The following is a 13,358-nucleotide window of genomic DNA, read 5'->3' on the forward strand; positions in this document are numbered from 1 at the left end:
GCGCTACAGCTTCTTCTGCAGGAACATCGCGGCGCCGAAGGCCGGGTCGAGCTGGTAACCGGCGAAGCCTTCGCGCTCGTAGGCCCGCAGCGCCGATGCATTGCCCTGCAGCACCTCCAGCGTCAGCTTGCAGGCGCCGCGCGCCAGCGCTTCCTGCTCGACGCACGCCAGCATGCGCTGCGTTATGCGCTGCCCGCGGTGACTCGCCCGCACCACGACGTCGTGGATGTTGACCAGCGGCCGGCAGGCGAAGGTGGAAAAGCCTTCGATGCAGTTGACCAGCCCCACCGGTTGTGCGCCGTCGAAGGCCAGCACGCTGAAGGCTTGCGGGCGCGCCGCGAGCGCCGCGGTCAAACCGGCCATCACCTCCGGCGCGAGCGGTGTGCCGCCGCCGGCCGGGTCGCGGGCATAGGCGTCGAGCAGTTGGACCAGCGCAGCGGCATGCGCCGGGTCGGCATAGTTGGCAAGCAGGATGTCGATCACACAGGCTCCAGGGGTTGTAGCGGACCGGCGGGCAATGCCAGCAGGTCGAGGCCGCGGGTGGTGATGTTCTCCCCCCAATCGCCCCGCCAGACGCCCAGGCTGGCGACCAGGCGAATCGCCGGTTCGCTGAACTTCGAGAAGCTGTGCAGGGTGCTGCTATGCACTGCCAACACCGAACGGCCGGCGTTCATTCGTCGAGGGTGGCGGCCAGCCGGCGCGCACAGCGCTCGGCCTGCGCCGCATCGCGGGCCTCGACCATCACCCGCACCAGCGGCTCGGTGCCGCTGGCCCGGATCAGCACCCGACCGTCGTCGCCGAGCTCTTGCTCGGTGCGCTGCGTCTCGGCCTTGAGTGCCACATTCGACGCCCAGTCCTGGCCTTCGCGCAGGCGAACGTTGATCAGCGTCTGCGGGAACAGCACGACGTCGGCCAGCAACTCGCCCACCGTCTTGCCGCTGCGTTGGCAGGCCTGCAGCACCTGCAGCGCACTCACGATGCCGTCACCGGTGGTGTGGCGATCGAGTGCCAGCAGGTGGCCCGATCCTTCGCCGCCCAGCAGCCAGCCGCGCTTTTCGAGCTCTTCGAGCACATAGCGGTCACCGACCTTGGTGCGCACGAACGCGATGCCGTGGCTGCGCAGTGCCACTTCGACCGCCTTGTTGGTCATGAGGGTGCCCACCACGCCCTGCGGCGTCTCGCCGCGCGCGATGCGCTCGCGCACCATCAGGTAGAGCAGTTCGTCGCCGTTGAACAGGCGGCCGGTGGCATCGACCAGTTGAAGGCGGTCGGCATCGCCGTCGAGCGCGATGCCGTAGTCGGCGCCCTGCGCCTTCACCGCCTCGATCAGGGCCTGCGGATGCGTCGCGCCCACGCCCTTGTTGATGTTCAAGCCATCGGGTGCGCAGCCGATGCTGCTGACCTCCGCACCCAGTTCATGGAACACGTTGGGCGCCACCTGGTAGGCCGCGCCGTGGGCCGCGTCGACCACCAGTTTGAGCCCGCGCAGGCTCAGGTCGTGCGCGAAGGTGCTCTTGCAGAATTCGATGTAGCGGCCGGCCGCGTCGCTGAGACGGCGCGCCTTGCCCAGTTGTGCGGAGTCGGCCCAGACCGGCGCCTCCTGCAGTGCCGCCTCCACCGCCTCTTCCCACGCATCGTCGAGCTTGGTGCCCTGGGCACTGAAGAACTTGATGCCGTTGTCGGGGTAGGCGTTGTGGCTGGCGCTGATCACCACGCCCAGGCTGGCGCGCTGGGCGCGCGTCAGGTAGGCCACGCCGGGCGTCGGCAGCGGGCCGAGCAGTACGACGTCGACGCCAGCCGAGTTGAAACCGGATTCGAGCGCCGATTCCAGCATGTAGCCCGAGATGCGCGTGTCCTTGCCGATCAGCACCGTCGGGCGGTTTTCGGTCTTCTTGAGCACGCGGCCCACGGCATGCGCCAGGCGCAGCACGAAGTCGGGCGTGATGGGTGGCTGGCCCACCGTGCCGCGGATGCCGTCGGTGCCGAAATACTGTCGTGTCATGTCGTTGTTTTTTCTTCGGGAAAGTCGTGTCGTTCCGACGCGTGCATCGTGCGCCAGACGGCCAGCGCCGCAACGGTATCGCGCACATCATGCACGCGCACGATCACGGCGCCGCGCTCCACCGCCAGCAGCGCGGCGGCCACGCTCGAGACCATCCTGGCACCGGCCGCCTCGATGCCCGTGGCGGCGCCGAGCGAGGACTTGCGCGACCAGCCGGCCAGCACCGGGTAGCCCGCATGGAGCAGCTCGCGTTGCCGCGCCAGCAAGGCGAAATTCTGTGCCACCGTCTTGCCGAAACCGATGCCGGGGTCGAGCACGATGCGCGAGGGCGCGACCTGCAGATCGCGCAGCGCACTGGCTCGTTCCATCAGGAATTCAGCAACCGCCGGCACCACGTCGCCGGTCATCGGCGCGACCTGCATCGTCTGCGGGTCGCGGTGCATGTGCATCAGGCAGACGCCACACGACGGATGCTGCGCCACCACCGCCAGCGCGCCCGGCTGGCGCAGCGCCCAGATGTCGTTGACGATGTCGGCGCCGAGGTCCAGCACCGCGTGCATGAGCTCGGGCTTGTAGGTGTCGACGGACAGCGGCACGCCGAGGCGCACGGCCTCGCGCACCACGGGTAACACCCGCGCGAGCTCGTCGTCCAGCGACACCGCCGGGCTCCCGGGACGGGTGGACTCACCGCCGATGTCGAGCATGTCCGCGCCCTGCCTGATCAGTTCTTCGCAATGCTGCAGCGCAGCCTGCGTCGAGGCATGCGCGCCACCATCCGAGAAGGAGTCGGGCGTGACGTTGACGATGCCCATCACCTGCGGCCGTGCCAGATCGATCAGGAACCGGCTGGTGCGCCAGCTCGTCGTCATCGCGCCGCTCCAAGAAAAAACGGGGCCCAAGGCCCCGTCGGTCTGCACCCTTGCATCGGTGCTCAAGCGGCGGTGGGCGCCGGGTCAGGGTTGACCGCCGGCGTGCCGCCGCTGCCGCCATTGTTGTTCGACGGCGGGATGCGTGGCGTCCAGTCCTTCGGCGGACGGGGTTCGCGGCCGGCCATGATGTCGTCGAGCTGTTCCGAGTCGATGGTTTCCCATTCGAGCAGGGCCTTGGCCATCGCGTGCATCTTGTCGCTGTTCTGTTCGATCAGTCGGCGGGCCAGGTTGTACTGCTCGTCGATGATGCGGCGCACTTCGCTGTCGACCTTTTCCATGGTCTGTTCGCTCATGTTCGTGGTCTTGGTGACCGAGCGGCCCAGGAACACTTCGCCCTCGTTTTCGGCATAGACCATCGGGCCCAGCGCGTCGGTCATGCCGTAGCGCGTGACCATGTCGCGGGCGATGGAGGTCGCACGTTCGAAGTCGTTGCTGGCGCCGGTGGTCATCTGGTTCATGAACACTTCTTCGGCGATGCGGCCACCGAACAACATGCTGATCTGGTTGAGCATGTATTCGCGGTCGTAGCTGTAGCGGTCTTGGGCCGGTAGGCTCATCGTCACACCCAGCGCGCGGCCGCGCGGGATGATGGTGACCTTGTGCACCGGGTCGCACTTGGGCAGCAGCTTGCCGATGAGAGCGTGGCCCGACTCGTGGTAGGCCGTGTTGCGGCGCTCTTCCTCGGGCATGACCATGCTCTTGCGCTCGGGGCCCATGAAGATCTTGTCCTTGGCCTTCTCGAAGTCCTGCATCTCGACCACGCGTGCATTGCGGCGCGCGGCCATCAAGGCCGCCTCGTTGCAGAGGTTGGCCAAATCGGCGCCGGACATACCAGGCGTGCCGCGGGCGATGATGCTCGGGTTCACGTCCTGGCCGAGCGGCACCTTGCGCATGTGCACATTCAGGATCTGCTCGCGGCCACGGATGTCCGGCAACGTGACGTAGACCTGGCGGTCGAAACGACCTGGGCGCAGCAAGGCGGCGTCCAGGATGTCCGGACGGTTGGTAGCGGCCACGACGATCACGCCGAGGTTGGTCTCGAAGCCATCCATCTCGACCAGCATCTGGTTGAGCGTCTGCTCGCGTTCGTCGTTACCGCCGCCGAGGCCGGCACCGCGCTGACGGCCGACCGCGTCGATTTCGTCGATGAAGATGATGCAGGGGGCGTTCTTCTTGGCGTTCTCGAACATGTCGCGCACACGGGCCGCACCCACGCCAACGAACATCTCGACGAAATCGGAACCGGAGATCGAGAAGAAGGGAACCTTGGCCTCGCCGGCGATGGACTTGGCCAGCAGGGTCTTGCCGGTGCCCGGAGGGCCGACCAGCAGCAGGCCGCGCGGAATGCGCCCGCCCAGTTTCTGGAAGCGTTGCGGATCCTTCAGGAAGTCGACGACTTCCTTGACCTCTTCCTTGGCCTCGTCGCAGCCTGCGACATCGGCGAAGGTGACCGTGTTGTTGTTCTCATCCATCATGCGGGCCTTGCTCTTGCCGAAGCTGAATGCCCCGCCCTTGCCGCCGCCCTGCATCTGGCGCATGAAGTAGACCCAGACACCGATCAACAGCAGCATCGGCCCCCAGCTGACCAGCAGCGTCATGAGGAGCGAGCCTTCTTCGCGCGGCTTGACGTCGAACTTGACGTTGTTGGCGATCAGGTCGCCGACGAGGCCGCGGTCGAGGTAGGTGGCGGTGGTGCGGATGCGGCGATCGTCGTTGGTGACCGCGACGATCTCGCTGCCGCCCTGGCCTTCCTGGATCGTGGCACTCTTGATGCGGTTACCGCGCACTTCCTCGAGGAAGTCGGAGTAGCCGATGTTGCCGGCCCCGGCGGCACCGCGGGTGTCGAACTGCTTGAACACAGTGAACAGCACCATTGCAATGACGAGCCAGACGGCAACTTTGGAAAACCACTGATTGTTCAAACGAAGCTCCAGTCAAAAGCGCGTGACACGGAAATGAAAATCCGCCGGTGCCACGCAATTGACGCTCATTTTAGGCTTTTCAAGCTGCGAAACCTCGTGATTTCCCTCAAGCAGCCACAGCAAAGGCGCGGGTTTGCAGACGCGAGCCCGGCGTATCAATTCGTATCGGTGCTTCGCAGGCCGATGCCGACCAGAAAAGTCTCGGACGATTTGTCCCGCGAGGCCTTCGGCTTAATCGGCTTGACCACGCGGAAGTTCTCCTTGAACAGCTGGGTCAGTTCAGCGTAGCCGCCGCCGTGAAAGACCTTGGCGACCAGCGCGCCCTCGGGCTTCAGGTGTGCCCGCGCGAAGTCGACCGCAAGTTCCACCAGGTGGCTGATGCGGGCGGCGTCGGCCGACGAGATGCCCGAGAGATTCGGCGCCATGTCCGATACGACCACATCGGCCTTGCGTCCAGCCAAAATTTCTTCCACTCGGGACAGGACAGCCTCCTCCCGGAAATCGCCCTGCAGGAAGGTCACGCCCTCGATCGGCTCCATCGGCAGGAGGTCCAGCGCGATGATGGTTCCGTCCAGCGTGCCAGCCGCCGCACCGCCCGGCGACAGGCGTCGGCGGGCGTACTGGCTCCAGGCGCCGGGGGTCGAGCCCAGGTCCACCACCAGGTGGCCTGGCCGGATGAGCCCGAGGGTCTCGTCGATCTCCTTGAGCTTGTACGCGGCGCGCGCCCGGTAGCCTTCCCGGGTCGCGAGCTTGACCCAGGGGTCGTTGATATGGTCGTGCAGCCAGGCCTTGTTGACCTTCTTGCCGGTTGTTTTGGTGCTCATCGGCGGGGTCGCAGTGGGTTCGCTTGGCGAGGGTTCGCGATAATACGGCCATGACAGCCATTCAACTTACCCCTGCGCAGCGCAAGGTGCACCGCGCCGAAGCCCATCACCTCGATCCGATCGTCATGGTCGGTGGCGACGGACTCACCCCGGCTGTCAAGAAGGAGGCCGATGCCGCCCTCAAGGCACACGGCCTGATCAAGATCCGCGTGTTCTCGGACGACCGGGTCGCCCGGGAAGCCATGCTGACCACCCTTGCCGACGAACTCGACGCCGCACCGATCCAGCACATCGGCAAACTGCTGGTGCTCTGGCGTCCGAAGGCCGAGAAGGTCAAGGACGTCGACGAAGACCGCATGCCCGGCCCGCGCGACGTGAAGATCGTCAAATACAGCAAGCGCTTCGGGCAGCGCCCCGAAATCAAGACGCTGCGCGTGCTGGGCAACCAACGCCTGACGCCCGGTGGCACCATCAAGCGCGCCAAGCCGAAGCGGCCGCTGTCGGCCAAGAAGCGAAACCAGGCGGATTGATGCCGACCCGCCAGGCCGCGGGGCGGCAGCGCCACATCCTCTGCATGAAATGGGGCACGAAGTACGGCCCCGACTACGTCAATCGTCTCTATGCGATGGTGCGTCGACATCTGACCGGCGACTTCAACTTCGTCTGCCTGACCGACGATGCGAAGGGCATCCGCAGCGAGGTGCAGTGCCTGCCCATTCCGCCGCTCGACCTGGAGGTCCCGGCGGGCCAGCCGGACCGCGCCTGGAAAAAGCTCACCACCTTCGAGCCAGACCTGCATGGCCTGCGCGGCACCGCCCTCTTCCTCGACCTCGACGTGGTGGTGGTCGGCAGCCTCGATGCCTTCTTCGAGCAGCCGGGTCAATTCCTGATCATCCACGACTACGCCCGGCCGTGGCGCACGGAGCGCATCACCGGCAACTCGTCGGTCTATCGCTTCGAACTGGGGGCGCATGCCGACGTGCTGGCGCACTTCCGCGCCAACATGGACGCGGTGCAGGCCGAGTTCCGCAACGAGCAGGCCTATCTGTCGGACTTCCTGCACGCCCAAGGTCAACTGCAGTACTGGCCCGACGCCTGGTGCCCGAGCTTCAAGTACCACGGCATTCCGACCTGGCCGACGAATTACTGGCAGGAGCCCTTCGTGCCCGAGGGCGCGCGCGTTATGGTGTTCCACGGCGAATGCAATCCGCCCGACGCACTGGCCGGGCGTCGCAACCGGGCCTTCCGGTTCATTCGCCCGGCGCGCTGGATCGCGAAGTACTGGACCGCCTGATCAAGCCTTGTCGCGGCGCCCCATGCGCCACAACAGCGCACCGGTGCAGGCCCACTGCGCCAGGTACATGCCACTGCCCGCCGCATGCCAGAACTGGAGGTTGTCGCGCGCCAAGATGCGCGGCGCCGCCGCGTACTGCTGCAAAAGCGCCAGCAGCAACGCAGCCAGGATGAGGCCGATGGCGGTGCGCGTCGCGGTGTCGAAGCCGGCATCGGCCTTCTGCCGGAAATGCACCAGCAGGATCAGTCCACAGGCGATCGCGATCCAGCTCTGCGCCTCGAACAACTGACCGGCGAAATTTCCGGCCGCCACCGGGTTGCCGAGCCGCGCGAACAGCATCGGCACGACCAGAAAGCCGATGGTGCTCAGGCTGCCCCACCAGAAGGCGGCCAGCAGGAGCGCGATGCGGTCTTTCATGCGCCGCTCACAGGTACTTGACCGCCACGATCTCGTAGTTCTTGACGCCGCCCGGTGCCTGCACCGCGGCAGTGTCACCTTCTTCCTTGCCGATCAAAGCGCGCGCGATCGGGCTGGAGATGTTGATCAAACCCTGCTTCAGGTCGGCCTCGTCCTCGCCGACGATCTGATAGGTCACCGCTTCGCCGGTGCTTTCTTCCTCGAGTTCGACTGTGGCACCGAAGACGATTTTGCCGCCGGCGTCGAGCGAGGTCGGGTCGATGATCTGCGCGGCCGACAGCTTGCCTTCGATCTCCTGGATGCGGCCTTCGATGAAGCCCTGGCGGTCCTTGGCGACCTCGTATTCGGCGTTCTCGCTCAGGTCGCCCTGGGCGCGTGCCTCGGAGATCGCGTTGATCACCCATGGGCGATCGACCGTCTTCAGACGGTGCAGTTCTTCGCGCAGCTTCTCTGCGCCGCGCTTGGTCACGGGAATGGTGTTCATGTTCTGTTGCTCCAGAAAACGAAACCGCCGAACGCTGCCGTTCGGCGGTGCATGTTGGGAGAGGGACTCAGACGAGTCTACGTCCGGTCAGCCGGCTCAGGATGGCGAGCGGGCTCGAGCCTGGATTGTATTGCCTGGCCGCCGGCAGGTGCAGCGTCTGTTCCAGCATGTACTGGCCCGACATCACGGCATGCGAGGTCTGGTCGGAAAAGCACACCCACACCGAGCCGGCCGGGAACGGCACGGTTTGCTGCGGACCGTTCTGCTGGTAGTCGACGTCCGACTTCATGGCGTCGTGCAGCTGCAGCATCAGATGGTCGTACTCGCTGCGCAGCGATTTGGTCACGCGCAGCGCGCGCAAGGCCTTCGCCTGCCAGCGCGAATATGGCTTGGCGCGCGGCAGGAAGCGCTTGGCGACCGTCTCGAAAGGCTCACCCACGCGCCAGACGCGCGGCAGGCCGTCGGGGTTGGCGTTGGTAAACACGCGCAGGATGCGCTCGCCGTAGTTGGGCCGCGACGGGAAGGCGTCGACGTGCATGCGCTTGTCATCGGCGCGCCAGGACTGCACGCGCGTCTCGACCTGCGCCGGCCGGTAGCTTGTCGGCGCCAGGCGCAAGGCCGGTGTGTAGTGCGGCAGCAGGCCATGGATGAGCTGCGTGGCTTGCGCGCGGAAGCGCCCGACCATCGCCGCCGTGGCGCGCTGCACCGCCTCGTCGCCGGCCACACCCTTGAGCGTGCCCGTTGCATCGAGACTGATGTTGCGCACCTTCGGTGCCAGCAGGTTCGGCGTCAGCAGGCTGCGCTCGTGGGGTTGCAGGTCGAAGGCGAGCTTCGGGAAGTACAGCACCTTGCCGGCCTCGAGCGCGGCGATCCAGTCGTCGTTCGGTGTGGCCGCTGCCCAGTCGGCCAGGTCGAGTTCGACGAGCTGCGTCTCCATTGCCGACCTCAGGCCTGCGCCAATTGCGCGTGCATCTCCTGCACAGAGATCACGCTGAGCTCGTCCATGTGGCGCATGCCTTCGACGGCAGCCTCCGCGCCGAAGATGGTGGTGATGGTGGTCACGCGCGCGGCCAGCGACGAGGTACGGATCAGCCGCGAATCGGTGATCGCGTTGCGGCGCTCTTCCACGGTGTTGACGACCATCGCGATCTCGTTGTTCTTGATCATGTCCACGATGTGCGGCCGGCCTTCGGTCACCTTGTTCACGGTGGCGCAGGCGATGCCTGCGGCGGCGATGGCGGCCGAGGTGCCCTTGGTGGCGATCAGCTCGAAGCCCAGCTTGGCCAGGCCACGCGCGACTTCCACCGCACGCGCCTTGTCGTTGTTCTTGACCGAGATGAAGACCTTGCCCGACTTCGGCAGCACCGTGCCCGCGCCCAACTGCGACTTCACGAAAGCTTCGCCGAAGGTCTTGCCCACGCCCATCACTTCGCCGGTCGACTTCATCTCGGGGCCGAGGATGGTGTCCACGCCCGGGAACTTGACGAAGGGGAACACGGCTTCCTTCACGCTGAAGTATGGCGGCGTCACTTCCTTCGTGACGCCCTGCGACTTCAGCGACTGGCCCGCCATGCAGCGGGCCGCGACCTTGGCCAATTGGATGCCGGTGGCCTTGCTCACGTAAGGCACAGTGCGGGAAGCTCGCGGGTTCACTTCGAGCACGTAGATGACGTCCTTGCCGTCCTTCTGCTGGATGGCGAACTGCACGTTCATCAGGCCGACCACGTTCAGCGCCTCGGCCATGGCCGCGCTCTGCCGCTTGAGTTCGGCGATGGTCTCCTGGCTCAGACTGTAGGGCGGCAGCGAGCAGGCCGAGTCGCCCGAGTGCACGCCTGCCTGTTCGATGTGTTCCATCACGCCGCCGATCAGCGTGCCGCCTTCGGCATCGCGGATGCAGTCGACGTCGCATTCGACCGCGTCGTTCAGGAAGCGGTCGAGCAGCACCGGCGAGTCGTTGCTCACCTTGACCGCTTCGCGCATGTAGCGCTCGAGGTCGCGCTGCTCGTGCACGATTTCCATCGCGCGGCCGCCGAGCACGTAGCTCGGGCGGACGACCAGCGGGTAACCCAGTGCAGCAGCCTTCTCGAGCGCTTCGGGTTCGGCACGCGCCGTCGCGTTCGGCGGCTGGCGCAGGCCGAGCTTGTGCAGCAGTTGCTGGAAGCGCTCGCGGTCTTCGGCCGCATCGATCATGTCCGGCGAGGTGCCGATGATGGGCACGCCATTCGCTTCGAGGTCGAGCGCGAGCTTCAACGGCGTCTGGCCGCCGTACTGCACGATCACGCCGAGCGGCTTCTCCTTGTCGACGATCTCGAGCACGTCCTCGAGCGTCAGCGGCTCGAAGTACAGGCGGTCGCTGGTGTCGTAGTCGGTCGACACGGTTTCCGGATTGCAGTTGACCATGATGGTCTCGTAGCCGTCTTCGCGCAGGGCGAGCGCAGCGTGCACGCAGCAGTAGTCGAACTCGATGCCCTGTCCGATGCGGTTGGGTCCGCCACCGAGCACCATGATCTTCTTCTTGTCCGTCGGGTCGGCTTCGCACTCGTCTTCGTAGGTCGAGTACATGTACGCGGTGTTGGTCGCGAACTCGGCCGCGCAGGTGTCCACGCGCTTGTAGACCGGGCGCACGCCCAGGGCGCGGCGCTTCTCGCGGATCGCGGTGTCGGTGGTCTTCAACTGGCGCGCCAGGCGGCGGTCGGAGAAACCCTTCTTCTTCAGCGCGAGCAGCGTGTCCTTGTCGATCTCGTCGAGCGACTTGGTTTCCAGCTCGAGCTCGATCTTCACGATCTCTTCGATCTGCACCAGGAACCACGGGTCGATCTTGGTCAGGGCGAACACTTCGTCCACGCTCAGGCCCATGGCGAAGGCATCGCCCACGTACCAGATGCGTTCGGGGCCGGGCTCGCCCAGTTCTTTCTCGAGCACTTCGCGGTCCTGCGTCTTTTCGTTCAGGCCATCGACGCCGACCTCGAGGCCGCGCAGGGCCTTCTGGAAAGATTCCTGGAAGGTGCGACCCATGGCCATCACCTCGCCCACCGACTTCATCTGCGTCGTCAGGCGCGAGTCGGCCTGCGGGAATTTCTCGAATGCAAAGCGTGGGATCTTGGTGACCACGTAGTCGATCGACGGTTCGAACGACGCGGGCGTGGCACCGCCCGTGATGTCGTTGCGCAGCTCGTCGAGCGTGTAGCCGACGGCCAGCTTCGCCGCGACCTTGGCGATCGGGAAGCCCGTGGCCTTCGACGCCAGTGCCGACGAACGCGACACGCGCGGATTCATCTCGATGACGACCATGCGGCCGTCCTTCGGGTTGATGGAGAACTGCACGTTCGAGCCACCGGTGTCCACGCCGATCTCGCGCAAGACGGCCAGCGAGGCATTGCGCAAGATCTGGTATTCCTTGTCGCTGAGCGTCTGGGCCGGCGCCACCGTGATCGAGTCGCCGGTGTGCACGCCCATCGGGTCCAGGTTCTCGATCGAGCAGACGATGATGCAGTTGTCCGCCGTGTCGCGGACCACTTCCATCTCGTATTCCTTCCAGCCGAGCAGCGATTCTTCGATCAGCAGTTCGTTGGTCGGCGAGGCTTCGAGGCCGCGCTTGCAGATGGTCTCGAACTCGTCCGGGTTGTAAGCGATGCCGCCGCCAGTGCCGCCGAGCGTGAAGCTCGGGCGGATCACGGTCGGGAAGCCGAGCGTCTTCTGGACGACCCATGCTTCCTCCATCGAGTGGGCGATGCCGGAGCGTGCCGAACCCAGGCCGATCTTGGTCATCGCGTCCTTGAACTTCAGGCGGTCCTCGGCCTTGTCGATGGCTTCGGGCTTGGCGCCGATCAGCTCGACCTTGTACTTCTCGAGCACGCCGTGGTGCCACAGGTCGAGCGCGCAGTTCAGCGCGGTCTGGCCGCCCATGGTCGGCAGGATCGCGTCGGGGCGTTCCTTGGCGATGATCTTCTCGACCGTCTGCCAGGTGATGGGCTCGATGTAGGTGACGTCGGCCGTGGCCGGGTCGGTCATGATCGTCGCGGGGTTGCTGTTGATCAGGATGACCTTGTAGCCCTCTTCGCGCAGCGCCTTGCAGGCCTGCACGCCGGAGTAGTCGAACTCGCAGGCTTGGCCGATGATGATCGGGCCGGCGCCGATGATGAGGATGCTCTTGAGATCTGTGCGCTTAGGCATTCTTGTTTCCTGCTTTGTGCTTTTCCATCAATGCCGTGAAGCGATCGAACAGGTAGCCGATGTCGTGCGGGCCGGGCGAGGCTTCCGGGTGTCCCTGGAAGCAGAAGGCCGGCTTGTCGGTGCGGGCCAGGCCCTGCAGCGTGTTGTCGAACAGGCTGATGTGCGTGGGTCGCAGCGTGGCGGGCAACGACTTCTCGTCGACCGCGAAGCCGTGGTTCTGGCTGGTGATGCTGACGCGGCCGTTGTCGAGGTCTTTCACCGGGTGGTTCGCGCCGTGGTGGCCGAATTTCATCTTGAACGTCTTTGCGCCCGAAGCCAGTGCCATGATCTGGTGGCCCAGGCAGATGCCGAAGGTCGGGATGCCGGTCTCGATCAGTTCCTTGACGGCGCTGATCGCGTAGTCGCAAGGCTCCGGGTCACCAGGACCGTTGGCCAGGAAGATGCCATCGGGCTTGAGCTTGAGCACGTCGGCCGCAGGCGTCTGCGCCGGCACCACGGTGATGCGCGCGCCGCGCTGCGCGATCATGCGCAGGATGTTCTTCTTGACGCCGTAGTCGAAGGCGACGACGTGGAACTTCGGCGTGATCTGCACGCCGTAGCCCGACCCCAGCTTCCACTCGGTCTGGTTCCATTCGTAGGTCTGCTGCACCGACACCACCTTGGCGAGGTCGAGCCCGGCCATGTTCGGCGCGGCCTTGGCGGTAGCGATGGCCTTGTCGATCTGCCCCTGCGACACCGCCTCGCCGGCAGCCAGGCCCAGGATGCAGCCGTTCTGTGCGCCATGCGTGCGCAGGTGGCGTGTCAGCTTGCGCGTGTCGATGTTGGCGATGGCCACCGTGTTACCGCGTACCAGGTATTCGCTGAGCGTGGCGGTCTGGCGGAAATTCGACGCCAGAAGGGGCAGATCCTTGATGATCAGCCCGGCAGCATGGATCTTGTCGGCCTCGATGTCCTCTTCGTTGACGCCGTAGTTGCCGATGTGCGGATACGTGAGCGTCACGATCTGCTGGCAATAGCTCGGGTCGGTGAGGATTTCCTGGTAGCCGGTCATGGCGGTGTTGAACACCACTTCGCCGGCGGTGGAGCCGGTGGCTCCGATCGAGTTGCCGAGAAAGACCGTGCCGTCTGCGAGCGCCAGGATGGCGGGAGGGAAGGCTCCCTGAAGAGACAAAAGCACTGGGTTCTCCGGATGGATGACGCCCAAAGCGAACCCAAGTCACCCCATCGAGGATGCGAAGGTTGCGGCTTTCGTCGAAAAGTTGGCTTGCGTGCGCTGTGGGCGGGGGTGTGAGCGGGAAAGCCCCCGATTATAG

General features: G+C 65.5%; 13 protein-coding genes. 2 read left to right on the forward strand and 11 right to left on the reverse strand.

The genetic code is table 11. The annotated features are described in order from the left end of the window. Positions 1–3 precede the first annotated feature (3 nt). The 6 genes from ACSFBE_RS16470 to ACSFBE_RS16495 all read right to left on the reverse strand — a co-directional run bounded on the left by ACSFBE_RS16470 (position 4) and on the right by ACSFBE_RS16495 (position 5,677). Entirely contained in the window at positions 4–483 is a 480-nt protein-coding gene (locus ACSFBE_RS16470) for a GNAT family N-acetyltransferase (protein WP_435491486.1), read from the reverse strand. Further along, the gene (locus ACSFBE_RS16475) at positions 480–674 is read right to left on the reverse strand and encodes a hypothetical protein (RefSeq protein WP_435491487.1); all 195 of its coding nucleotides are present in this window, start codon (positions 672–674) and stop codon (positions 480–482) included. The genes ACSFBE_RS16470 and ACSFBE_RS16475 overlap by 4 nt, the downstream gene beginning before the upstream one ends. Beyond that, entirely contained in the window at positions 671–2,002 is a 1,332-nt protein-coding gene (gene glmM, locus ACSFBE_RS16480) for a phosphoglucosamine mutase (RefSeq protein ID WP_435491488.1), read from the reverse strand. The genes ACSFBE_RS16475 and glmM overlap by 4 nt, the downstream gene beginning before the upstream one ends. Then, a complete protein-coding gene (folP, locus tag ACSFBE_RS16485) occupies positions 1,999–2,871 on the reverse strand; it encodes a dihydropteroate synthase (protein ID WP_435491489.1) in 873 nt (290 codons plus the stop codon). The genes glmM and folP overlap by 4 nt, the downstream gene beginning before the upstream one ends. Positions 2,872–2,933: 62 nt before the next feature. Beyond that, entirely contained in the window at positions 2,934–4,853 is a 1,920-nt protein-coding gene (gene ftsH, locus ACSFBE_RS16490) for an ATP-dependent zinc metalloprotease FtsH (RefSeq protein ID WP_435491490.1), read from the reverse strand. 155 nt (positions 4,854–5,008) lie between these two features. After that, positions 5,009–5,677 carry an RlmE family RNA methyltransferase gene (locus ACSFBE_RS16495; RefSeq protein WP_435491491.1) on the reverse strand — a complete coding sequence of 223 codons (669 nt, stop codon included), beginning with the start codon at positions 5,675–5,677 and terminating at the stop codon, positions 5,009–5,011. 50 nt (positions 5,678–5,727) lie between these two features. Here ACSFBE_RS16495 and ACSFBE_RS16500 point away from each other — a divergent pair, with 50 nt between their 5' ends. Both ACSFBE_RS16500 and ACSFBE_RS16505 read left to right on the forward strand, forming a co-directional pair. Next, on the forward strand, positions 5,728–6,207 hold the full coding sequence (locus ACSFBE_RS16500) for a YhbY family RNA-binding protein (RefSeq protein WP_435491492.1): 480 nt from the start codon (positions 5,728–5,730) through the stop codon (positions 6,205–6,207). Next, on the forward strand, positions 6,207–6,971 hold the full coding sequence (locus tag ACSFBE_RS16505) for a glycosyltransferase (RefSeq protein ID WP_435491493.1): 765 nt from the start codon (positions 6,207–6,209) through the stop codon (positions 6,969–6,971). Before ACSFBE_RS16500 ends, ACSFBE_RS16505 begins: the two co-directional genes overlap by 1 nt. Here the strand turns inward: ACSFBE_RS16505 and ACSFBE_RS16510 are convergent, their stop codons facing one another. From ACSFBE_RS16510 to carA, 5 genes are all read right to left on the reverse strand, one after another. Then, positions 6,972–7,388, reverse strand: a complete 417-nt coding sequence (locus tag ACSFBE_RS16510) for a DUF4149 domain-containing protein (protein ID WP_435491494.1) — start codon at positions 7,386–7,388, stop codon at positions 6,972–6,974. A gap of 7 nt (positions 7,389–7,395) precedes the next feature. After that, positions 7,396–7,872, reverse strand: a complete 477-nt coding sequence (gene greA / locus ACSFBE_RS16515; protein ID WP_435491495.1) for a transcription elongation factor GreA — start codon at positions 7,870–7,872, stop codon at positions 7,396–7,398. A 67-nt stretch (positions 7,873–7,939) separates the two neighbouring features. Beyond that, positions 7,940–8,809 carry a Kdo hydroxylase KdoO gene (locus ACSFBE_RS16520; protein WP_435491496.1) on the reverse strand — a complete coding sequence of 290 codons (870 nt, stop codon included), beginning with the start codon at positions 8,807–8,809 and terminating at the stop codon, positions 7,940–7,942. Between the two features lie 8 nt (positions 8,810–8,817). Further along, positions 8,818–12,045, reverse strand: a complete 3,228-nt coding sequence (gene carB, locus ACSFBE_RS16525) for a carbamoyl-phosphate synthase large subunit (protein WP_435491497.1) — start codon at positions 12,043–12,045, stop codon at positions 8,818–8,820. Beyond that, the gene (gene carA, locus ACSFBE_RS16530; protein ID WP_435491498.1) at positions 12,038–13,222 is read right to left on the reverse strand and encodes a glutamine-hydrolyzing carbamoyl-phosphate synthase small subunit; all 1,185 of its coding nucleotides are present in this window, start codon (positions 13,220–13,222) and stop codon (positions 12,038–12,040) included. Before carA ends, carB begins: the two co-directional genes overlap by 8 nt. Between the last annotated feature and the right edge of the window lie 136 nt (positions 13,223–13,358).

It is taken from the genome of Variovorax sucrosi, from assembly GCF_051216635.1.
Lineage (GTDB): Bacteria > Pseudomonadota > Gammaproteobacteria > Burkholderiales > Burkholderiaceae_C > Variovorax.

Excerpts from the sequence above, each read along its gene's own strand:
- ACSFBE_RS16475 (WP_435491487.1), bottom strand. The coding sequence starts at position 674 with ATGAACGCCGGCCGTTCGGTGTTGGCAGTGCATAGCAGCACCCTGCAC.
- glmM (WP_435491488.1), bottom strand. The coding sequence starts at position 2,002 with ATGACACGACAGTATTTCGGCACCGACGGCATCCGCGGCACGGTGGGC.
- folP (WP_435491489.1), bottom strand. The coding sequence starts at position 2,871 with ATGACGACGAGCTGGCGCACCAGCCGGTTCCTGATCGATCTGGCACGG.
- ACSFBE_RS16495 (WP_435491491.1), bottom strand. The coding sequence starts at position 5,677 with ATGAGCACCAAAACAACCGGCAAGAAGGTCAACAAGGCCTGGCTGCAC.
- ACSFBE_RS16500 (WP_435491492.1), top strand. The coding sequence starts at position 5,728 with ATGACAGCCATTCAACTTACCCCTGCGCAGCGCAAGGTGCACCGCGCC.
- ACSFBE_RS16505 (WP_435491493.1), top strand. The coding sequence starts at position 6,207 with ATGCCGACCCGCCAGGCCGCGGGGCGGCAGCGCCACATCCTCTGCATG.
- ACSFBE_RS16510 (WP_435491494.1), bottom strand. The coding sequence starts at position 7,388 with ATGAAAGACCGCATCGCGCTCCTGCTGGCCGCCTTCTGGTGGGGCAGC.
- greA (WP_435491495.1), bottom strand. The coding sequence starts at position 7,872 with ATGAACACCATTCCCGTGACCAAGCGCGGCGCAGAGAAGCTGCGCGAA.
- ACSFBE_RS16520 (WP_435491496.1), bottom strand. The coding sequence starts at position 8,809 with ATGGAGACGCAGCTCGTCGAACTCGACCTGGCCGACTGGGCAGCGGCC.
- carB (WP_435491497.1), bottom strand. The coding sequence starts at position 12,045 with ATGCCTAAGCGCACAGATCTCAAGAGCATCCTCATCATCGGCGCCGGC.